Below are 21,439 nucleotides of genomic sequence, written 5' to 3'. Positions count from 1 at the left end.
CCGCGTGCCAACCTGGGGCTTTTTCTTGATAAGTGGATCCGCCATGAAACTGCGTAACCGTAATGTAGAGAAATTGCACACCGATGACTTTGACGCACTGATCATTGGTGGTGGCATCAATGGTGCAGCCACCGCTGCGGCGCTGGCAGGCAAAGGCGCCAAAGTGGCCCTGATTGACCGTGGTGACTTCGCTGGCAGTACCAGCATGCACTCCTCCAACCTGGTTTGGGGGGGAATCAAGTATATGGAAAGCAAGGACTTTGCCCTGGTGCGCAAGCTCTGCAAGAGCCGTAACCACCTGATCAAGAGCTACCCTTCGACGGTGGAAGAAATTCGCTTTTTGACCACCATCACCCAAGGTTTTCGGCACTCGCCCCGCTATCTGTGGGCGGGTACCTGGCTGTACTGGCTGATGGGCAATGGCTTTACACGCCTGCCCCGCCTGCTGTCTCCCAAGAAACTCAAGCAGGAAGAGCCCATCATCGATATCAAGGATGCCGTGGGCGGGTTCGAATATTCCGATGCCTACCTGCACGACAACGATGCCCGCTTCGTCTTCAACTTCGTGCGCCATGCGTTGAACTACGGTGCCGTCGCCGCCAATTACGTCGAGTCGCTGGGCGCCGAACGCGATGGCGAACACTGGGTAACCCGCGCCCGCAACGTCATGGACGGCACGACCTTCAATATTCGTTCCAAAGTGTTGATCAACGCCGCCGGGCCGTGGGTAGACCAGCACAATGCCTTGACGGGCCAGAAGACCACCCATCAGCACTTGTACTCCAAGGGCATTCACCTCATCGTGCCCCAGCTCACGGCGACCAAGCGCGTGCTGGCCTTCTTTGCCGATGATGGCCGTCTGTTCTTCGTGATCCCCATGGGCAATCGTACCTGTATCGGCACCACCGATACGCACATGGAAAACCCTGAGGTCGATGTCACGGCAGACGACATCGCCTTCGTGCTGGAGAACATCAACAAACGGCTGACACTGGACAAACCGCTGACCCAGGATGACATCATCTCCACCCGTTGCGGCGTGCGGCCGCTGGCCATCAAGGCCGAACAAGGCAGCGACCGAGACTTTCTGCAGCTGTCACGCAAGCACGTCATCGATACCAACCCGGAAAGCGCGCATATCAGCATCTTTGGCGGCAAGCTGACCGACTGCCTGAACGTGGGCGATGAAATTTCCGATGAAGTCATGAAACTGGGCGTTACCCTGCCCGACCCCAGCTTTCACTGGTACGGTGAGCCGCCCGAGCCGGTCAAGCAGCAGTTCATGGACCAGGCCAAGCGCATGAATCTGGACGCCATGACGGCAGCCACCTCCTCCGAGCCGCTCTCCTCTCGGCTGTGGCGACGCTACGCCGAACAGGCCATCCCGATGCTGGAAAAAATCCGCCAGGACCCTTCGGAGGCCGATATTCTCATCGAAGGCACCGAGTACATCCGCTGTGAAATCGAGCATGCCCGAGACCATGAAATGATCACCCAGCTGGAAGATTTTCTGCGTCGGCGTGCCAAGGTGTCGATGGTGGTTCATCACGAGCAGCTACGCCACTCCAGCGGGTTGCAAGAAGCCTGCCGCGTGCTGTTCGGTGAAGAGGCCGAGGCACGCCTGGCCACTTACTTTGCGGAAAACCGCGATACTTCTCGCCCCCCCAGCGAACCCGCCAGCCTGGCGTAAAAACCGCGCTTGCGGTGAACGCCCAATAAAAAGCCCCCTGCCATCACTGGCAGGGGGCCAATCAGTTCAGCAAGCGAGTGACGACCTACTCGTCGTGTACCACCGCCAGTTGAGAGTCGCCGGCCAGCACTTCATCCCAGGCCTCTTCCAGGGTGCACCCCAGTCGGCTGTCGATGGTGTCGATGACCTCGACCGCGTGTTGCAGCGACTCGCGATTGCCTTTTAGCGCCAGGACCAGTTTGGCCAGATCCTGTTTACTGAAAGCGCTAGCGATACGGTCAGCTTGTTGGCTCAATTCGATGCAGTTCATGGTAAGTCCCTCATGGTATGCTCAGCCGCTGCCTGTTACGGTTCACGAAGTGTGGTAATCAAGCAGCCATCTTATTAATGAAGAATGATGACATTGCTACTCATGCTGGGCCGGGTAAGTGCCCAGTTCGGTAACTGCGAAACGGTCACAAGCGTTACAAGACCTTCGCCTTTGGCGCTTTGGTAAAACGTCAGCGCCTCGGTGTGTAGCAAGGAACCCTGCGGCGTATCGGGATAACAAGACACCGCCCTGATCCATGACTTCACTATGGTTCACGGGTGCAATACTCACAATGCACCCTTGGCAGCAGGCGCGGTTGTAGCTTGACTACATAAACGTCATAACCATGAAAGTGCTGATGGTTACTTTCACAGGCGCAGTTAAACGACTGTTTTAAATGAAACTTGAAAAACAAGTAAGAGTGCTAACAAAAACCTGAATACTGAAAAAACATAATAAAAAACGCCACCCTTGTTTGGGCAGCGTTTATTGCTTGAATCCAGGCAGCAAATAGGCGTTATATAGAGACTACGTGGAGCGCACGCGGGAAACGGCATCCAACCAGCCCTGATAAAGCTGTTCGCGAGTCGCCTCCTCCATGCTGGGCGTGAAGCTCTTCTCGCAGCGCCACAGCTGTTCGATCTCTTCCAGGGTGTCGTACCACCCCAGCCGCAGTCCGGCCAGATACGCCGCCCCCAGCGCCGTGGTTTCCAGAATCGTCGGTCGATCCACCTGCACGTTGAGCATGTCGGCCAGAAACTGCATCACCCAGCTATTTTTCACCATGCCGCCATCGACACGCAGGTTGCCTGGCGCGGCATCCATGTCATCGTTCATGCAGAGCTGAAGGTCTCGAGTCTGGTAACACACCGCCTGCAGCCCGGCCGCGACGATTTCGGCGATCCCGGTATCCCGAGTCAGGCCAAAAATGGCGCCGCGGGCCTTGGGGTCCCAATGGGGGGCACCCAACCCGGTAAAGGCAGGCACCAGGTACACGCTGTGGCCGCTACGGGTTTTCTGGGCCAAGGCTTCGGTTTCCGAGGCGTCGGCAAACAGGTTCAGCCCGTCACGCAGCCACTGCACGGTCGCCCCGGCCACGAAGATACTGCCCTCCATGGCGTAGGTGGGCTTGCCATTGATCCGGTAACCCACGGTGGTCAGCAGGCGGTTGCGAGATACCGACGGCGTATCGCCGGTATTCACGATCATGAAACAGCCCGTGCCGTAAGTGCTTTTGCCCATGCCGGGCTTGAAGCAGGCTTGCCCGACCAAGGCTGCCTGCTGGTCACCCGCAACCCCGGCGATGGGCAAGGCAGCCCCCAGCCAGTGGGCTGCCATCGTGCCAAAGTCGTCGCTGGAGTCTTTCACGTCAGGCAGCATGTTGGCGGGCACGTCGAACAGCGCCAGCAGCTCATCGTCCCAACGCTGCTCATGAATGTTGAACAGCGCCGTGCGCGAGGCGTTGGTGGCATCGGTGACGTGCTGTTGGCCTTCGGTCAAGCGCCAGATCAGGAAGCTGTCGATGGTACCGAAGGCCAGCTCCCCCTTGGCCGCCCGTTCGCGAGCGCCCTCGACCCGATCGAGTATCCAGGCCAGCTTGGTGGCAGAGAAGTAGGGGTCGATCAGCAGGCCGGTTTTGGCCTGCACCGCCTCGGTATGGCCCTCGTCCCGCAACGCCTGACAGCGTTCGGAGGTGCGCCGATCCTGCCAGACGATGGCGTTATAGAGTGGCTTGCCCGTGGCGCGGTCCCATACCACCGTGGTTTCTCGCTGGTTGGTGATGCCGACACCGTCTATCTGTTCGGCACTGACCCGGGCCTTGGCCAGCACCTCTCGGCAAGTCGCCACTACGGAGTCCCAGATATCCTCCGGGTCGTGCTCGATCCAACCGTCCTGGGGAAAGTGCTGGGGAAACTCCTGCTGGGCAACGGCCGCTACCTGGCCCTGGCGGTCGAAGAGAATGGCACGAGAGCTGGTGGTACCTTGATCGATGGCAAGAATGAAGGAGGACATATCGTGTTCACTTTGTTGTAGGGTTCTTTCGATTTTGTCGACTTTGTTTCGTTTTATTATGCTCCAAGGCTACGCCAGCGGCTCGCAATGCTCAAGTATGAAACTTGCCAAGGTGGCGACGCCTTTCCCGCTGGGTCAGGCGATGTGCAGCGCCACATCGTGCTGGGTAAGCAGACGGGTAATCGACTCCGGCGGCCGACGGTCGGTGAACAGCGCATCCAGTTGCGACAGATTGCCCTGACGCACCACCGGGTTACGGTGAAACTTCGAGTAGTCGGCGGCGAGATACACCCGACGAGAGTTGGCGATAATGGCCTGGGCCACGCGCACTTCCTGGTAGTCGAACTCCAGCAGCGAGCCATCTTCATCGATACCACTGATACCGATGATGCCGTAATCCACCTTGAACTGATTGATGAAGTCGATGGTGGCTTCACCGATGATGCCGCCATCGCGCGAACGCACCTGCCCCCCGGCGATGATCACCGTGAAGTCTTCCTTGTGCTGCAGGATGGCAGCCACGTTCAGGTTGTTGGTGATGATTTCCAGCCCCTGGTGCTCCAGCAGCGCCTGGGCAATCATTTCGTTGCTGGTACCGATATTGATGAACAGGGAAGCATGGTGAGGAATATGCTGGGCCATGCAGCGGGCAATCCGCTCTTTCTCTTCCAGGTGCAGCGTCTTGCGCGTGCTGTAGGCGGTGTTCACCGTGCTCGACTCGACCCCTACACCGCCATGCACGCGCCGGACGCGCCCATCATTGGCCAGGGTATTCAGATCACGCCGGATGGTCTGGGGCGTTACCGCAAAATGTTCGGTCAGTTGCTCGATGCTCATGTAACCATGCTGGCGCACCAGCTCGACAATGGCATCCTGGCGATACTGCTGGTTCATAAGCCCGGCCTGTTCGTTATTGATTGATCCATGTGCGTAATAGATTAGCAAAATTTTCGATATCCAATCACGCGAACATGACCCAAAGCCGATGAAACGTCACTTATAGCGGCCAGACCCACAGAATCATCGGTATCGTCACGCACATCACCACCAGCGAGAGCGGCAACCCCAGCTTCCAGTAATCACCAAAGCGGTAGCCCCCTGGCCCCAGCACCAGGGTGTTGGACTGATGACCGATAGGCGTGAGGAAGGCACAAGAGGCGCTGACGGCCACCACCATCAGGAAGGGGTCCAGGGAAACGTCGAATCCATTGGCCAGGCTGGCGGCAATGGGCGCCATCAGCAGCGCGGCAGCGGCATTATTGACCACGTTCGACAGCAGCATGGAGAGCAGAAAAAGCCCCGCCAGGGAGACGATCACCGGCCACTCCAGGCCAAAGGTCAGCAGCGCGTTGGCAATGATCGCTGCCCCGCCGCTGGTTTCCAGCGCTTCGCCCACCGGCAGCATGGCCGCCAGCAGCACGATCACCGGCCCGTCGATGGCCTGATACCCCTCTCGCAGCGGCAGCACGCCGATCAACAGCGACACCAGCGCCGCCGTGCTCATGGCCACCGCAGCGGGCAGCAGATCAAGCAGCATGGCGATAATGGCCAGCACGAAAATACCGATAGAGAGCAGCAGTTTGCGCGGCTGGCCCAGGTTCAGCTCGCGGTTGGCCAGCGGCAGGCAGCCCAGCGTGGCCAGGCTGTCGGCGATCTCGTTTTCACTGCCCTGCAGCAGCAGGACGTCGCCGGTTTGAAAACGAATGTCACGCAGCCGCTGCTTGAGTCGGGCGCCGTCACGGGCCACCGCCACCAGATGCAGGCCAAACTGATGATGCAGGCGCAGTTGGCGCACGCTGCGATTGACCATCATCGAGTCGTTGCGCACCACCGCCTCGATCAACTGCAGCCCTTCGGTATCGACGGGCTGGCGCTCCTTCACCGCTTGCTCGTCGCTTTCGTCTTCTTCGGCGTCGTCAGGCTCGGCAATGACGCTCAGGCCCACCTTGTCTTCCAGCAGCCTCAATTCATCGGGGCCTGCCTCCAGCAGCAGGATATCGCCCTCGCGCAGTACGCCGTGGAAACGGTAGCCTGCCCGCCGGTCATCGTCGCGCACCACCGCCAGCACGGGAATGGTCTCTTCCAGCTCGTCGCGCAGCTGTTGCAGCGTCAGTCCGTTGGCTTTGGAGGCCTCGCTGACCTTGAGTTCGACCAGGTAATTGGCGGTGTCGAACATGTCATCACCCGCCGACTGGGCATTGCGTTTGGGGGTGAATCGCCAGCCCACCAGCACAATGAAGGCCAGACCCACCAACGCCACCGCAGCACCCACGGGCGTAAAGCTGAACATGCCGAAATTTTCGCCCGTGATATTGCCACGATACGCCGAGATGATGATGTTCGGCGGAGTACCGATCAGGGTGGTCAGGCCGCCCAGCAGCGAGCCAAACGCCAGCGGCATCAACAGCAGCGAGGGCGACGTATCGTGTTCTCGCGCCAGCCGCATGGCCACCGGCAGCAGCAGTGCCAATGCCCCGACATTGTTCATGACCCCCGACAACAGCACCACCGTGCCCACCAGCACCAGCAGCTGCAGCATCAGGCGCTCCCCGACCTTGAGCACCTGATTGGCAATGACATCCACCACCCCTGAGCGTTCGAAACCACGGCTCAGCACCAGCACGGCGGCAACGGTGATCACCGCCGGGTGGCCAAAGCCCATGAACGCATCGTCTGCGGGTACCAGCCCCAGCATGACCGAGCCCAGCAAGGCCGCCAAGGCCACCAAATCATAGCGAAAACGCCCCCAGACAAACGCCGCCAGGGTGAGTCCAAGAACCACAAAGACCAACGTGCTGGGCGCAAGCCCCAAACTTTCCATGGACATAGAGTGCCATCTCCCTGAGCGTTACAGCGGCGCGACTCCCTCCGCCATCTTCTCATTACATTAGACGATCGCAGTCATGCCGTACAGCCTCTGGATAACCGTCATTCACTGCGCAGAGAACCGCAAAACGCTCGGCAAAACCGAGCGTTAGAGGCGTACCAGGGGGAGGTGCAGGTTCAGCGTCAGGCTGGGCGATGCAGGCGCGCCAGCAGGCGTTCGACGGCCTCCAGGTGCTCTGGCTCGTTATGGCACAGCCCTTGGAACACGGCGCAAACGTCCAGAAAGGCTTTCAGCTCCATGTCCGGTGCCATTTTCATCAGCCGCTTGGTCAGGCGCGTGGCCTTGGGGGGCTGGCTGGCCAGACGCGCTGCATGGGCCATGGTAGCCTCCATGAGCTGTTCAGGCTCGACCACTTCCAGCACGACGCCGTAGGCAAGCGCCTCGTCGGCATCGATCACGCGGCCCGACAGGGTCAGTTCGAAGGCACGCTGATAGCCGATCTGGCGCTGCAGGAACCAGGCGCCGCCATCGCCGGGGATGATTCCCAGATTGAGAAACGTCTCGCCGAAGCTCGCCTTGCGGGAAGCAATACGTAAATCCGCCATATTGGCCAGGTCGAACCCGGCACCGATGGCCGCACCATTCACGGCGGCAATGATCGGCACTTCCACCTGGGCAAGCGCCAGCGGCATGCGCTGAATACCCTGACGATAACGCTCGGCGACTTCTGCCACGTCGCCAGCGAAGTCGCCGCTGCGGTTGGCCATGTCCTTGACATTGCCGCCTGCACAGAAGGCGCTGCCCGCCCCTGTGATGACCAGCACCGATATCTCTGGGCAAGCATTGACCCAACGAGCCGTGGCCACGATGTCATCCACCAGTGCCGTGCCGGTCAAGGCGTTGCGCACGTCATGGCGGTTCAAGGTCAGCGTGGCGACCCGCTCGTGCAGCGTCAGGGTGGCATCGGTCAAGCTGGGCAACGTCATCGTCATTGGTCGCGCTCCACGATAATGCGGGCATCCACGATGGCATACCCGGTAGGGTGCCCCTGCGGATAGGCCAGCACGGGGTTCAAGTCGAGTTCCTGAATTTCGGGGTAGGCCTCCACCAGCCGCGAGACCTGCATCAGTAGAGCCACCAGGGCCGGTTTGTCCACACCGGCAGCGCCGCGCACGCCGTCGAGGACTTTCTGCGCCTTGATCTGTTCCACCATGGCGTAGGCATCCCGCTCGCTCAGCGGCAGAGCCCGGAAGGCAACGTCTTCCAGCACCTCCACGAAAATGCCGCCCAGGCCAAACATCACCACCGGCCCAAATACCGGGTCACGGAACATGCCGATGATCACTTCGACCCCTGGCTGGGCCATGGGGCTCACCAGCACGCCTTCGAAGCGGGCCCGGGGGTCGTAGGCATGGGCATTGTGCTGGATGGCCTGGAACGCCTCGCGCAGCGCCTCTGCCCCGCTCAGGTGGAGCTTGACGCCGCCCGCATCGGATTTGTGCAGAATGTCCCGCGACACCACCTTCATGGCCAAGGGCTGCTGGCCTGCCTGTTCGATGACCGATGTCAGCTCATCGGCCTGGCTTACCCACCACTGGGGTGGCACGGCAATGCCGTGTTCGGCCAACAGTGCCTTGGCTTCGAACTCGAACAGGTCGCGCCCTTCCGCTCGGGCCCCGGCGAGCAGCGCGGCTCCCTTGGCCGTGGGCTGCCAGGGCGTCTCCAGGCGCCGAACCTGCGTCAGGTACTCGCCTCGCTCGCCCAGCGCCGCCAACACCCTGACCGCGTGTTCGATGGAGGCATACACCGGCAGCCCTGATTCATGCAGGTGGCGTAGCGCAGGCGGCTTGATGGGCGCGTACAGGCTGTACACCACCAACGGCTTTTCGCTGCCCTGGGCCAACGCCAGCAGTTGCTTTGCCCCCTGCAGCTCATCGTCGGCCAGCGACTCGGAAAACCGCAGGCTGTAGCCACCAAACATGCCCACCAGGAAGACGCTGTCGACGCCGAGGTCGGCCATCACGATCTCGACACAGCGAGCCAACAGCGACGGGCAGGCATCCGAGGAGCCCGCCACATCCACAGGGTTGTCCAGCGCCGCCTGAGGAAGCAGCACCTCTTCCAGAGCGTGACGCGTGGACGGTGCCAGCGTCGCCAGGCTCAGCCCGGCTTCGGCGAGCCGGTCGGCGGCGATGGTGGCCTGGCCGCCGCCGTCGGAAATCACCGCGACCCGCTTGCCGGGCGCCTGCTGCAACTGCCCCAGGCCTTCGGCAACCGGCAGGATCTCGTCGGAGTACTGCACCACGCTGACACCCACCTGACGCAGCAGGTCTACCGTCATCTGGTAGCTGCCTGCCAGGGCGCCGGTGTGCGAGCTGGCCGCTTTTTGCCCCTGCTCGGTGGCGCCGGATTTGTACACCACCACCGGCTTGTGCGCCGTGACCTGGCGGGCCACGTCCAGAAAGCGCCGTCCATCCCGAAACCCTTCCACGTACAGGGTCGCCACTCGGGTATGCGGGTCCTCACCGAGATAGCGCAGGTAGTCGTTGAAACCAATGTCGCTTTGGTTACCGGGGCCAATATAGCTACTGAATCCCACCTGGCCGTTATGCTGTGCTTCCAGGGCCAGCGCCAGCAGCATATTGCCCGATTGCGAGACGATACCGATGTCGCCTGCCCTGACATTGGCCAGGTCCAGCAGGTTGATACGCTGATGCAGGTTGAACAGACCGGAGGTGTTGGGGCCGATGATGCGCACCCCATGCGCCTCGGCCGCCGCCATCATCGCTTCCTCCAGGCCAGCCCCTGCCGCCCCGGTTTCGCCGAACCCGCTGGCCAGCACTACCGCGCCCTTGATCCCCTGACGGCCACACTCGGCAATCAGCGCCGGTACGCTGGCAGCCGGCGTACACAGCAGAGCCAGCTCCGGCGTACCCGGCATGTCCGCCAGTGAGGGCCAGGCCGGAATGTCGAGGATCTGCTCCGCCTTGGGGTTGATGGGGTAGATCGCCCCCTCATAGCCGCCCTTGATCAACCCTAGCAGGGCTTTGTAGCCGCGCTTGGTCGGGTCGGCAGAGGCACCGACGATAGCGATACCCGTTGGGGAAAGCAGTGTGTGCAGCGGGCTGCGGGAGCCGTGTGATTCGTTGAAGCGGTTCATGACGTGACCTGTAGGGCAAAACGGACGATAAAAGGATGGCAAGGTGGCAGCCGGCTCATTTGCCCTGAAAACGCGGGGCACGTCGTGCGGCAAAGGCATCGACCCCTTCTTGCCAATCGTCGGTGATCGAGCAGGTAAACACGGCGTCCAGCTCCTGCTGAAGCTGGCTTTCCATGCTGGTTTCGCTGGCGCGATTGAGCAGCGGCTTGAGCATCGCCATGGAGACCGGCGCCTGCCCGGCCAGCCGAGTAGCCAGCGCCTGGGCCTGGGCCATCAGCTCGGCTCCCGGATGGTTGGCCAGCGCCAAACCGATCCGAGTGGCCTCCACGCCATCGATGCGGTCGCCCAGATACAGCAGGCGGCGCGCTTGGCCCAGGCCCACCCACTGCGGCAGGCGCTTCGAAACACCGCCCCCGACACAGGTGCCAATACTGGTTTCAGGGAAGCCGATCTGGGCGTCCTCGGCCATGACGATGAAATCACAGGCCACGGCCATTTCTGCCCCCGCTCCCAAGGCATAGCCATTCACGGCCGCCACCACCGGCTTGCCCAGCTGGTCGATGGCTTCACAGGCATCATTGCCCAACTGCAGATAAGCCCGCCGCTGAAACAGCGAGCGCTGGGCACTGCCATGGGCTTTCATGTCCGCGCCGACACAAAAGGCGCGCCCCTCTCCGGTCAGGATCACCGCTCTTACCTGCGCTGCGTGCTGGGCAAAGCGCAGGGCGTCGAGCAGCTCTTCATAAAGGGTTTCAATCACCGCGTTCAGCCGGTGGGGTCGGTTGAACCGCAGGGTCAGCACGTGTTCATCCAGAGAGATCAGGAGCGTTTCATAGGTGGGCAGCGCGGGCGCGTCGGCAGACATGATGCTGTTGGTAACCTCGTTCGGAAAAAACAAATAAGGAAACGATTGTTCCTTTAAATAGGAAAAGAGAAACAAACGTACTGCCGAACGATAGGACACTGCTGGGGGATAATCAATACATTCGTGACAAAAACATTTATCATTGGCACAAACGTTTTACACTTCATCAAAGAGAGCCCCATGCCTGACCACGCCACCCGCCCTGCGCCCGACCTGGAAAGCGTCCACCGGCAGCTGGCCGAGCACTACGCCAAGCTCAGCCCACAGCTCAAACGGGCGGCCAGCTATGTGTTGGAACACCCGACGGAAATGGCGTTTCAGTCAGTGCGTAAAACGGCCCAGGCCGCGTCGGTGACGCCTTCCACTCTGGTTCGGCTGGCCAAGCGGCTGGGCTTCGAGAGTTACGAGTCGTTTCGGGAGGTTTTTCAATCGGCGGTGCAGGCCGCACCGGTCGAGCTGAGCGGCCGTGCCAGTCGGCTCAAGCAGCAGGTGCGCAACCCGCAAGAGGCGCTGTTCGTGGAGGTGGGTGATGCCGCTTTCGACAACATTGGCAGGCTCTTCACGGCGGATAACCAAGCGCGGGTAAAAGACGCCGCCGAGCGCATACTGGCGGCTCGCCGGGTGGCCGTGATCGGCTTTCGCGATACCTTTGCCTGCGCCTACCACTTTGCCTACGTGGGGCGTATCGCCATGCCCGACGTGACGCTGATTCGCGGACAGGAAGGTGGGCTACTGACGGAGCTGGCGCCCTTCGACGAACAGGACGTGGTGGTGGCTTTCGGCTTCGAGCCTTACTGCGCCGAAACGGTCAAGGCGCTGGAGATTGCCCGCGCCAACGGCGTGCAGGCCATCGTGGTCACCGACACCCTACGCTCACCGCTGGTGCCTGGCGCCAGCGTGACGTTCACCGTCGCCAACGCCACGCCTCACTTCTTTCCGTCGCTGCTCTCGGCCATCACGCTCAGCGAAGCGATTCTGGCCGAGTGCGTGGCCGTCGGCCCCGACCAGCTGGTGGATAACGTGGCCAGCTTCGAGCGGCGCATGCGCCAGCTGGGGGCCTATGTCGACGTGGACTAGCCCCCGGCTCAGGCGAGCGACTCAGGGCAACAGAATGGTCGAGCCGGTCGTCTTGCGGCTCTGCAGCGCATCCTGGGCCTTGCCTGCTTCCTGCAAGGGGTAGCGGTTGGCGACATCGATGCGAATCTTGCCGCTTTCGATCATGGCGAAGAACTCTTCGCACATCATTTCCAGCCGCTCGCGGGTATCCGCATAGCCGTTCAGGCTAGGGCGCGTGACGAACAGTGCTCCCTTTTGATTCAGGATACCGATATTGACGCCGTCCACCGGGCCGGACGCGTTACCAAAGCTGACCATCAGCGAGCGCGGCTTGAGACAATCCAGCGACATCTCCCAGGTGTCCTTGCCCACGGAGTCGTACACCACATCACACATTTCACCGTTGGTCAGCTCGCGCACCCGCTCGACGACGTTCTCTTCGGTGTAGTTGATGGTGGCCCAGGCGCCATTGGCCATGGCCAGGTCAGCCTTCTCCTGAGAGCTGACGGTGCCGATCAGCTTCACGCCCAGCGCCTTGGCCCACTGGCAGGCAATCGAGCCCACGCCCCCGGCCGCCGCGTGGAACAGAATGGTCTCGCCGCCCTTGAGCGGCTGGGTTTGACGCAGCAGGTACTGCACCGTCAAGCCTTTCAGCATACTGGCCGCCGCCGTTTCGAAGTCGATGAAATCCGGTAGCTTGACCACCTTGGCCGCGGGCAGCGTGTGCAGCTCGGCGTAGGCACCCAGCGGGCCCTGGGCATACGCCACGCGGTCACCTACCTTGAGATGTGTGACGCCCTCGCCCACCGCATCGACGATGCCTGCGCCCTCGGTGCCCAGGCCAGAAGGCATGCTGGGGGCCGGGTACAAGCCTGTGCGGAAATAGATATCGATGAAGTTCAGGCCAACGGCCTTGTTGGCGATACGGACTTCACCGGCGGCCGGTGCGACAGGCTCGACCTCGGCCCACTCGAGTACGTCGGAGCCACCGGTAGTGGAAAATTGAATACGCTTGGACATCAAAAAACTCCTGTGATTGGCGATGGGGTATCGCTTGTTATGAATTATCGTTTGCCGTGAATGATCGCGTTGAGTACCGCTGACCGAAAACGGATGACGGGGACGGCACGGGTCCGCTATCCAACCGCGTCGGGGCGCTGAAATCAAGTCGTCCAACCCTCTGGCCGACACACGCCTGTCACGGGTACATGCTAGACTAAGGGCCATTTTATAACACGCCTGGTCACCACAAGACGGATCGTCCATGACCCACCCTGCCATTGAAGTACCCACCCTGATCGCCCACCGCGGCTACTCTGCGGCCGCCCCCGAAAACACCCTCACCGCCGTGCGCGCCGCTCATCAGGCGGGGGCTCGCTGGGTTGAGCTGGATGTTCAACTGCTGGGGGATGGCACGCCCGTGATCTGGCACGACAGCGATGTGAGCCGCTGTTCGGACGGGCGCGGCGAGCTGGCCAACATGACCTGGCGCCAGGCCCAGGCGCTGGATGTGGGCAGCTGGTTCGGCGACCGCTTTGCGGGGGAACGCATGGCCAGCCTGGAGGCCATGCTGGCGCTGCTGAATGAGCTGGAAATGGGCGTCAATCTGGAAATCAAGGTCAACAAGGGGCGCGACCCCATTGCCCTGGTCAATGCGGTGCTGCCCATGCTGCTGGCAGCGCTACCTGCCGAGCGCTGCATCGTCTCCTCTTTTGACGGGGCCGCACTGGCTCACAGCCGTCGGCATGCGCCCCGAGAAGCTCTCGCCCTGGGCGCGCTTTACGGCAGTTTGCCCAAGGAGTGGCGCACTCAATGTGCCGCCATCGAGGCGTTCAGCATTCACCCCCACTGGCCCCGACTGAAACGCACTCAGGCCGCTGCCATGCGTCGGGATGGCTATCAGGTCCTGTGTTATACCGCCAACGACCCCAGTGCGTTTCAAAGCCGCTGGGCCTGGGGCATCAACAGTGCCATTACCGATGAACCAGCCGCTTTCCAGCGCTATCTCGACAACCGAAAAGAAGGATGACAATGAAGTATCTTGGTGCCCATGTCAGCGCGGCCGGTGGCGCTGATCAGGCCGTGCAGCGCGCGGTGGAGATCGGGGCGACGGCGTTTGCCCTGTTTACCAAAAACCAGCGTCAGTGGCAGGGCAAACCGCTCACTGACGAGGCCATCGCAGCCTTCAAGCAGGCGTGCCGCGTCCATGGCTTCGCGCCAGAGCAGATCCTGCCCCACGACAGCTACCTGATCAATCTGGGGCACCCTGAGGCGGCGGGCCTCGACAAGTCGCGGGCCGCCTTCATCGATGAGATGCAGCGCTGCGAGCAGTTGGGCCTGACGCTGCTGAACTTCCACCCCGGCAGCCATTTGAACAAGATCAGCGAGGCCGACTGCCTGTCGCGCATTGCCGAATCCATCAACCTGGCTCTGGAGGCCACTCAGGGCGTGACCGCGGTCATCGAAAACACCGCAGGCCAGGGCACCAACCTGGGCTGGCGCTTCGAACATCTGGCCAGCATCATCGAGCAGGTGGACGACAAGCGCCGGGTCGGCGTTTGCATCGACACCTGCCACGCCTTTGCCGCAGGCTACGACCTGCGCAGCGCCGAGGCGACCCGCGCCACGCTGGACGAACTGGGCAGCGTGGTGGGATTCGAGTATCTGCGCGGCATGCACCTCAACGATGCCAAAAGCGACTTCGCCAGCCGTGTGGATCGGCACCACAGCCTGGGGCAAGGCAACATTGGCCTAGCGGCCTTCACCACGATCATGCAGGATGCGCGCATCGATGGCATTCCCATGATTCTCGAAACCATCGAGCCCGAGATCTGGGCCGAAGAGCTGAATTGGCTGCGCGCTCAAGCCCCCGAGGCCGCCCCCGGCAGGTAGTGAATCACATCGTGAAAGCGTAACCGCGACGTACCGTTGTTGCGCATGGCGTGGGGCCGGTCCGCGAAAAAGCGCAGCCCCTCGCCAACGCCCAGGGTTTGCCAGCGCTCGTCGATGCGCAGCTCCATCTCGCCTTCCACCACCACGATGTGCTCCACCACGCCGCTGGCATGGGCGGTGGACTCGCTCATGGCACCCGGGGCCAACTCGATCAGGAACATCTCGAACCCCAGCAGGGGGTCGTAGGGAAACAGCAGGCGTGCCTGCATGCCCGTGCTGTCATCCCCCCACACCGACTCCCACCCATCCCGATGCAGCTCGCCCAGCGCAGGCTTGTCACTGTCGAACAGGGTAGAAAACGACACCCGAAAACCGCTGGCGATCTTCCATAAGGTGGCCACCGTGGGGCTCGACTCCCCACGCTCGATCTGCCCCAGCATCGCCTTGCTGACCCCGGTTTCACTGGCCGCGCGATCGAGGCTCCAGCCCCGCTCCTTGCGCAGCTGCTTCACCGTTCCTGAAATATGCTCGGCAATGGTATGCGGCGTTAAAGCCATGCGACTCTCCTGACGGTCGGGTTCAGATAGCGGGGTTGGTCGAATGGCTATCATGCCAGAAAATGGTTGTGCGTCATAACGCACAATGTTAGCGTGGCCATCCGTGCGCTATAGCGCACGCTCAACATAACCACGTGGGAGCCACCCATGGACACGCCAACGACGCTGCCCTCTTCATCATCTGCCTCGCCTCACCTGTGGCGGGACATGAGCCTGTCTACGCTGATTGCCGGTTTCGTCGCCGTCATCATCGGCTATACCAGCTCCGCCGCGATCATTTTTCAGGCCGCCGCCGCTGCGGGCGCCTCCACGGCCCAGATCAGCTCCTGGCTATGGGCGCTGGGCATCGGCATGGGCATCACCTCGCTGGGGCTTTCGCTGCGTTACCGCATGCCGCTGCTGACCGCCTGGTCGACGCCAGGGGCCGCCTTCCTGGCCACCAGCCTGCCGGGAATTCCTATCGAAGAGGCCATCGGCGCGTTTCTGTTTTCGGCGCTGTTGATCACACTGTGCGGTGTCACCGGGCTGTTCGAGCGTTTGATGCGCCATATTCCCGGCGCCATCGCCTCGGCCCTGCTGGCGGGCATTCTGCTGCGTTTCGGGCTGGAGCTGTTCAACGTCATGGAAAGCCAGTGGCTGCTGCCGCTGGCCATGCTGGCCGCCTGGGTCGCGGGGCGGCGCTGCTGGCCCTCACTGGCGGTGCCGGGAGTCCTGCTGGTGGGCGTGGGGCTGGCCCTGTGGCAAGGCCAGATCTCGACCCAGCCGATCCCGCTGGCGCCTACGCTGCCGGTCTTTACCGCACCGGTATTCAACCCGATGACGCTGATCAGCATCGGCATTCCGCTGTTCGTCATCACCATGGCGACCCAGAACCTGCCGGCCGTCGCCGTCTTGCGGGCCGCAGGCTATCGCCCCAACAGCTCACCGCTGATCACCTGGACCGGTGGAGCCACCCTGCTGCTGGCGCCGTTTGGCGGCTATGCGCTCAACATGGCGGCCATCAGTGCGGCGGTATGCCTGGGCCCAGACGCCCATCCCAACCCTAGGCGGCGCTACACCGCCGGGGTGGCTGCCGGGGTCTTCTATATCGCCATGGGCATCTTCGGAGCCACCGTGACCGGGGTGTTCAGCGCCTTGCCCAGCGTTCTGGTGATGGCACTGGCGGGCATTGCCCTGCTGAGCACGCTGGGCACGGGCCTGGCGGGCGCTTTCGAGAAGAGCGAACAGCGCGACGCCGCCATCGTGACCTTCCTGCTCACCGGTTCCGGCGTGACGCTACTGGGATTGGGCGGGGCTTTCTGGGGCCTGGTGGCGGGGCTTGTGGTACTCAAGATCAGCACATTCAGCGCCCGCGCGCACCAGAAGGATCGCTAAAAAAACGCCCCGCCATCCTGGATGGCAGGGCGTCTATCGGCCAGCGGTGTACGGTGGTTACATCACCGCTGGTTCCATGTTGGCCAGGCGCTCTTCATCGAGCACGCCGGACATGCGCACCATGGCCAGCGCTTCATCCAGGCTGCTCATCTCTTCGATGACCAGCAGCTCGTTCTCCAGCGTTACCGGCTGACCGGCCTTGTCGGACAGCAACTTCTCCAGCGAGGCCACGTCCATGGCATCGTCGAGATGATGAATATCCACGGACGCACTGTTCTCGCTGGGCAGGTAGATAGTGCCGTTGGAGAAGTCCACGGCATAGGCGATCACGCCCGGCACGATGAAGAACAGCAGGCCAACGCTATTGGCAATGGCGACCACGGGGTCGACATCACCGCTCAGCTGGCCTTTGCGTTCCGGATAGAAAAGCGTACCGCACCCACTCAATGCCACAATGGAGACACCAACGACCGCCCCCGTCAACCAACGGCGCACTGCTTGCTGCATGGAGGTTCCCTCGGAATTTTCAATGTAACGATAGCCATCGTATGAAGTGACACGCTTGTTATAGGCGCAGGCTATCGCGTTACAAAACGGGTCGAGTTTAGCATATTTCGTGCTAAGCACACGCCCTGACGTCTACACAGGATTTTGCCGCCTTCCCCGCTTGGCCGTACAATGCCGCTTTCAACGCTGGATTAAGCGCAACGCGCTTCTCATACTCAGCACCATCGACAACCCAAGGAATGCTCACGCCCATGCGCGCCAGCCAACTATTGATCGCCACCTTGAAAGAAACCCCGGCCGACGCTGAAGTCATCAGCCACCAGTTAATGCTGCGCGCCGGTATGATTCGCCGTCTGACCTCGGGCCTGTATACCTGGCTGCCGCTGGGCCTGCGCACGCTGCGCAAGGTCGAAGCCATCGTGCGTGAAGAGATGAACCGCGCCGGGGCCCAGGAAGTACTGATGCCCGCCGTACAGCCCGCCGACCTGTGGCAGGAGTCGGGCCGCTGGGAGCAATACGGCCCCGAGCTGCTGCGCCTGACGGACCGCCACGACCGCGACTACTGCGTGGGTCCCACCCATGAAGAGGTCATCACGGACCTGGTGCGCCGGGAAATTTCCAGCTACAAGCAGCTGCCGGTGAACTTCTACCAGATTCAGACCAAGTTCCGCGATGAAATTCGCCCCCGTTTCGGCGTGATGCGCTCGCGTGAGTTCATCATGAAGGATGCCTACTCTTTCCATCTCGATGAAGCGTCGATGAAAGAGACCTACCAGGCCATGTACGATGCCTACACGCGCATCTTCACGCGTCTGGGGCTCGACTTCCGCCCGGTGATTGCCGATAACGGCTCCATCGGTGGCACCGGTTCTCATGAGTTCCATGTGCTGGCCGACTCCGGCGAAGACGATATCGTCTTCTCCAACGCCTCCGACTACGCCGCCAACATCGAAAAAGCCGAAGCCCTGCCCGCCCCGTTGGGCAGTCAGGTAGAGCGCAGCGCGCCCAGCGAAGAGATGCGTCTGGTCGACACCCCCGATGCCAAGACCATTGCCGCTCTGGTCGAACAGTTCAACCTGCCTATCGAAAAGACCCTCAAGACGCTGATGGTCCACGCCGCAGAAGGTGGCCTGATTGCTCTGCTGGTGCGTGGCGATCACGCGCTGAACGAGGTCAAGGCGGAGAACCTGCCGCAGGTCAAGGCACCCCTGACCATGGCCAGCGAAGAAGAGATTCGTGCAGCGGTAGGAGCCGGCCCGGGCTCCCTGGGCCCTGTGGGCCTTGACATGCCGATCATCATCGACCGCAGCGTGGCGCTGATGAGCGACTTCGGCGCGGGCGCCAACGTCGATGGCAAGCACTACTTCGGCATCAACTGGGAGCGCGACGCCCCCCTGCCCCAGGTCGCCGACCTGCGCAGCGTGGTAGAGGGCGACCCCTCGCCGGATGGTCAGGGCACCCTGCTGATCAAACGCGGTATCGAAGTGGGTCATGTGTTCCAGCTGGGCCAGAAGTACTCCCAGGCCATGAATGCCAGCGTACTGGGCGACAGCGGCAAGACCAGCCACCCGTTCATGGGCTGCTACGGCATTGGCGTGACCCGTGTGGTTGCCGCTGCCATCGAGCAGAACCACGACGATGCAGGCATCATCTGGCCCAACGCCATCGCGCCTTTCCAGGTAGCGCTGGTGCCCATGAACGCCCACAAGTCTCAGCGGGTGCGTGAAGAGTCCGAGCGCCTCTACCAGGCACTCACGGCGGCAGGTCTGGACGTGCTGCTGGATGACCGCGACACTCGTCCCGGCGTCAAGTTCGCCGACCTGGAACTGATGGGCGTGCCGCACCGCCTGGTGATCGGCGACCGTGGCCTGGACAACGGCGAGCTGGAGTACAAGGGCCGCCGCGACAGCGACGCCACCATGGTGCCCGCCGACACGATCGTCGAGTTCCTGCGTGACAAAGCGGGCCTGGCACAGGGCTGATCGCCCCCTCATGCTGCACGGCCTGGTGCGAGCCCTGATCCTGGGGCTCGCAGTGATGGGACTCAGCAGCGCCCTCACGGTAAACGCAACGGAGCCCCCGCTGCGTTCGACCCTCGATGCGGCCGCGCTGCAAACGCCCTATCACCAGTGGCAACTCCAACAGTGGCGCACCCGTCAGGATGCGCCACTGTCGCGTTTCATGAATGACCCAGACATGCGGATGGCCTTGCTGACACGGGTGTATCAGGAGGCCCATCTGGCCGGCCTGCCCCCCGACCTCGTGCTGGCGCTGATTCAGGTAGAGAGCGCCTTCAAGGCAGATGCCGTTTCTTCGGCGGGGGCCGTTGGGCTGATGCAGATCATGCCCTTCTGGGTCGCCGAGCTGGGCCTGCCCATGGACGACCTGACCGAACCCAACCGAAATCTGCGCTACGGCAGCACCATTCTGGCTCACTATCTTGCCGTTGAGCGGGGTGACTTCACCCGCGCTCTGGCTCGCTACAACGGCAGTCTCGGGCAAACCTGGTACCCCGAGCGGGTATTGAAGGCCTGGCGCGACCATTGGCGTTAGCCGGTCACTCAGTCATCCTGTCAACCTCTGCTTCAACACTGTGCAGCAAGCCCGCCTTGGCCAGATTGGCCAGCAACTGTGCCACGTCACGCGTTACCTGCGGCAGCGACGCCCTTTCGAAGAACGCCACGAGCGTCTCACTCAATTCCTGCAGGTTCATCGGCTCATGCTGCAATAGAGCCCATACTGCGCGGCTGGTCGCGTTCATTCGATGAATATCACCCCCGTTCTGGCCAATCACGAACAGCTCATCGCCCAGCGACCACTCGAAGGCCGCCGGGCTGGTGTGCCAGTAGCGGGCGTCGTCCAAGGGCAGCGCAGGCACCTCCGCCCGTTCAGCACTTGCCAACGATTGCCCCTGCTGCCGATCTGCAGAGAACGGCTGACCCTCCCAGCGCTGAGCCAGCCACAGGGCTGCCTCATAAGCATCCGAGTATCGCAGCAGAAAGCACGGTAGCCGCTGCAGTAGCGGCAGGAAGCGATCCATCAGCGCCTGATCCGACTCGTGCTCGGCAAAGTTCTGTTGCAACAACTGCCATAGGCCATCGCCGGGCTGCAGGCGTGTCAGTTGGGGGGCCGTCAACGTGGGATCTCGGTCGATCAGCAGCACGGCCCCCAGCGGGGAGCGGTCGCCATGGGCTGCCAGTTGGGAACTCGACAAGTTCAGATAACCGTAACGTTCGTCGAAAGGACCAAGATGGCAGGCCACGAAGTGCTGAAAATCTACCGACAAGGCCTCCGGAACCGGTAACCGCAAACGCGGCGCCACGCCAAGCGCGATGCCTTCACCTTCAGGATTGAGCGCCAGCACATCATCCCCGAACACACGGCAGCCTGCGGCAGCAAATGCCGAGGTCAAGGTGCTTTTTCCAGCACGGTGGGCATCGGGAAAAATCACCAGCTGCCCGTTGAGCTCCACCGAGCCACAGTGCAACCCCACCAGCTCAGGGTGGCGATGCAGGAACGCCCCGGCCAAATCGGCGACGACGCTACAGGCAGTGCCGACATCAGTGTCCAACAAGGCACCTTGGGGCAGCGCGGGAGCTTCCTGCCAGTAGCCGTCGGGGTGCTGCCAAACGCAGATTTCGGGGGCTTCCGGCAACGCCGAGCAGCGTTCGATGGGCCAGCCTGGCATGGCCTGCTGCAACACGGGCAAGAGCCCCTCCGCCTCTACCAGGCGCAGGCAGGGGCCAATACTGGTCAGATGGTAGTCGTGCTCATTAGGGATGGCCATGATCGGTTACCACCTGGGCAGCACGCGACTAAGTCGGATTTCGATGACGCCATCACGCTCCCAGCGGGATCGATGCGGGCGTGAATAGCCAGCCCGGCGACGATCATAGGGACGGTAGTAACGCTCATCACGATGGGCATGATGCTTGTGCCGAGGGCGTGAATAGCTGGGCCGCGAGCGGCTGTGACGTGAGCGGCGACCACGCGCTTCCGCCTGCCCCATCGACAGGAACGTAGGGGCGACATAAAGCGCTGCGGCACCCAGCCCAAGGCTGGCCAGTACCTGGCGGCGCGAGCGGCGCTTCTGCAACACCTCTTCGGTTTCATGGGACATGGTGGTTCTCCTCGTCAAGATGATCTTCAAGTTAACGAACACTGTTTCTCAAATTACTCTAGCCAAGG

Annotated in this window: 19 protein-coding genes; 7 read left to right on the top strand and 12 right to left on the bottom strand. The window is 62.0% G+C overall.

Annotated elements, in window-relative coordinates; genetic code table 11:
- Nucleotides 1-43 precede the first annotated feature (43 nt).
- On the top strand, nt 44-1,690 hold the full coding sequence (locus FEU76_RS09835; protein ID WP_096923090.1) for a glycerol-3-phosphate dehydrogenase/oxidase: 1,647 nt from the start codon (nt 44-46) through the stop codon (nt 1,688-1,690).
- An 85-nt stretch (nt 1,691-1,775) separates the two neighbouring features.
- Here FEU76_RS09835 and FEU76_RS09830 read toward each other — a convergent pair whose 3' ends face one another.
- The 7 genes from FEU76_RS09830 to FEU76_RS09800 all read right to left on the bottom strand — a co-directional run bounded on the left by FEU76_RS09830 (nt 1,776) and on the right by FEU76_RS09800 (nt 10,865).
- Nucleotides 1,776-2,000 (bottom strand): hypothetical protein, encoded by a 225-nt coding sequence (locus FEU76_RS09830; RefSeq protein ID WP_039178304.1) that lies wholly within the window; start codon nt 1,998-2,000, stop codon nt 1,776-1,778.
- 528 nt (nt 2,001-2,528) lie between these two features.
- On the bottom strand, nt 2,529-4,013 hold the full coding sequence (gene glpK / locus FEU76_RS09825) for a glycerol kinase GlpK (protein ID WP_039178305.1): 1,485 nt from the start codon (nt 4,011-4,013) through the stop codon (nt 2,529-2,531).
- Nucleotides 4,014-4,148: 135 nt separating this feature from the next.
- The gene (locus FEU76_RS09820) at nt 4,149-4,907 is read right to left on the bottom strand and encodes a DeoR/GlpR family transcriptional regulator (RefSeq protein ID WP_016913669.1); all 759 of its coding nucleotides are present in this window, start codon (nt 4,905-4,907) and stop codon (nt 4,149-4,151) included.
- A gap of 103 nt (nt 4,908-5,010) precedes the next feature.
- Entirely contained in the window at nt 5,011-6,840 is a 1,830-nt protein-coding gene (locus FEU76_RS09815; protein WP_144982593.1) for an SLC13 family permease, read from the bottom strand.
- A gap of 182 nt (nt 6,841-7,022) precedes the next feature.
- Nucleotides 7,023-7,832, bottom strand: a complete 810-nt coding sequence (locus FEU76_RS09810; protein ID WP_039178312.1) for an enoyl-CoA hydratase-related protein — start codon at nt 7,830-7,832, stop codon at nt 7,023-7,025.
- Entirely contained in the window at nt 7,829-10,000 is a 2,172-nt protein-coding gene (locus FEU76_RS09805; protein ID WP_144982590.1) for an acetate--CoA ligase family protein, read from the bottom strand. Before FEU76_RS09805 ends, FEU76_RS09810 begins: the two co-directional genes overlap by 4 nt.
- A 55-nt stretch (nt 10,001-10,055) precedes the next feature.
- Nucleotides 10,056-10,865, bottom strand: a complete 810-nt coding sequence (locus tag FEU76_RS09800; protein ID WP_039178479.1) for an enoyl-CoA hydratase/isomerase family protein — start codon at nt 10,863-10,865, stop codon at nt 10,056-10,058.
- A 180-nt stretch (nt 10,866-11,045) separates the two neighbouring features.
- Between FEU76_RS09800 and FEU76_RS09795 the strand changes: the two genes are divergently transcribed.
- Nucleotides 11,046-11,942, top strand: coding sequence for a MurR/RpiR family transcriptional regulator (locus FEU76_RS09795; protein WP_144982587.1), 897 nt, complete (start codon nt 11,046-11,048; stop codon nt 11,940-11,942).
- 21 nt (nt 11,943-11,963) lie between these two features.
- Here FEU76_RS09795 and FEU76_RS09790 read toward each other — a convergent pair whose 3' ends face one another.
- Nucleotides 11,964-12,941: an NADPH:quinone reductase gene (locus tag FEU76_RS09790; protein WP_039178320.1), complete on the bottom strand. Its 978-nt coding sequence runs from the start codon at nt 12,939-12,941 to the stop codon at nt 11,964-11,966.
- Between the two features lie 244 nt (nt 12,942-13,185).
- On the opposite strand from FEU76_RS09790, the gene FEU76_RS09785 reads away from it, so the two are divergent.
- Together FEU76_RS09785 and nfo are read left to right on the top strand one after the other, a co-directional pair.
- Nucleotides 13,186-13,950: a glycerophosphodiester phosphodiesterase family protein gene (locus FEU76_RS09785; RefSeq protein WP_144982584.1), complete on the top strand. Its 765-nt coding sequence runs from the start codon at nt 13,186-13,188 to the stop codon at nt 13,948-13,950.
- 2 nt (nt 13,951-13,952) lie between these two features.
- Complete coding sequence (nfo, locus tag FEU76_RS09780) at nt 13,953-14,813, top strand: deoxyribonuclease IV (RefSeq protein ID WP_144982581.1); 861 nt, start codon at nt 13,953-13,955, stop codon at nt 14,811-14,813.
- Here nfo and FEU76_RS09775 read toward each other — a convergent pair.
- Nucleotides 14,783-15,370 (bottom strand): helix-turn-helix domain-containing protein, encoded by a 588-nt coding sequence (locus FEU76_RS09775; RefSeq protein WP_039178328.1) that lies wholly within the window; start codon nt 15,368-15,370, stop codon nt 14,783-14,785. The two genes, nfo and FEU76_RS09775, sit on opposite strands and share 31 nt — an antisense overlap.
- Before the next feature lie 147 nt (nt 15,371-15,517).
- Between FEU76_RS09775 and FEU76_RS09770 the strand changes: the two genes are divergently transcribed.
- The gene (locus FEU76_RS09770; protein WP_313955439.1) at nt 15,518-16,744 is read left to right on the top strand and encodes a benzoate/H(+) symporter BenE family transporter; all 1,227 of its coding nucleotides are present in this window, start codon (nt 15,518-15,520) and stop codon (nt 16,742-16,744) included.
- 57 nt (nt 16,745-16,801) lie between these two features.
- On the opposite strand, the gene FEU76_RS09765 is transcribed toward FEU76_RS09770, so the two are convergent.
- The gene (locus FEU76_RS09765; protein ID WP_081194035.1) at nt 16,802-17,251 is read right to left on the bottom strand and encodes a hypothetical protein; all 450 of its coding nucleotides are present in this window, start codon (nt 17,249-17,251) and stop codon (nt 16,802-16,804) included.
- A gap of 251 nt (nt 17,252-17,502) precedes the next feature.
- Here FEU76_RS09765 and FEU76_RS09760 point away from each other — a divergent pair, with 251 nt between their 5' ends.
- Together FEU76_RS09760 and FEU76_RS09755 are read left to right on the top strand one after the other, a co-directional pair.
- Nucleotides 17,503-19,233 (top strand): proline--tRNA ligase, encoded by a 1,731-nt coding sequence (locus FEU76_RS09760; protein ID WP_100730559.1) that lies wholly within the window; start codon nt 17,503-17,505, stop codon nt 19,231-19,233.
- A 10-nt stretch (nt 19,234-19,243) separates the two neighbouring features.
- Nucleotides 19,244-19,804, top strand: a complete 561-nt coding sequence (locus FEU76_RS09755; protein WP_144982578.1) for a transglycosylase SLT domain-containing protein — start codon at nt 19,244-19,246, stop codon at nt 19,802-19,804.
- Between the two features lie 4 nt (nt 19,805-19,808).
- Here FEU76_RS09755 and FEU76_RS09750 read toward each other — a convergent pair whose 3' ends face one another.
- On the bottom strand, nt 19,809-21,038 hold the full coding sequence (locus tag FEU76_RS09750) for a PqqD family protein (RefSeq protein ID WP_144982575.1): 1,230 nt from the start codon (nt 21,036-21,038) through the stop codon (nt 19,809-19,811).
- Nucleotides 21,039-21,044: 6 nt separating this feature from the next.
- On the bottom strand, nt 21,045-21,371 hold the full coding sequence (locus FEU76_RS09745) for a hypothetical protein (RefSeq protein WP_039178344.1): 327 nt from the start codon (nt 21,369-21,371) through the stop codon (nt 21,045-21,047).
- Between the last annotated feature and the right edge of the window lie 68 nt (nt 21,372-21,439).

Origin of the sequence: Halomonas sp. C22, from assembly GCF_007655045.1 — a bacterium.
Classification (GTDB): Bacteria; Pseudomonadota; Gammaproteobacteria; order Pseudomonadales; family Halomonadaceae; genus Vreelandella; species Vreelandella hamiltonii.
This window is presented reverse-complemented; position numbering and strand designations above follow the sequence as displayed.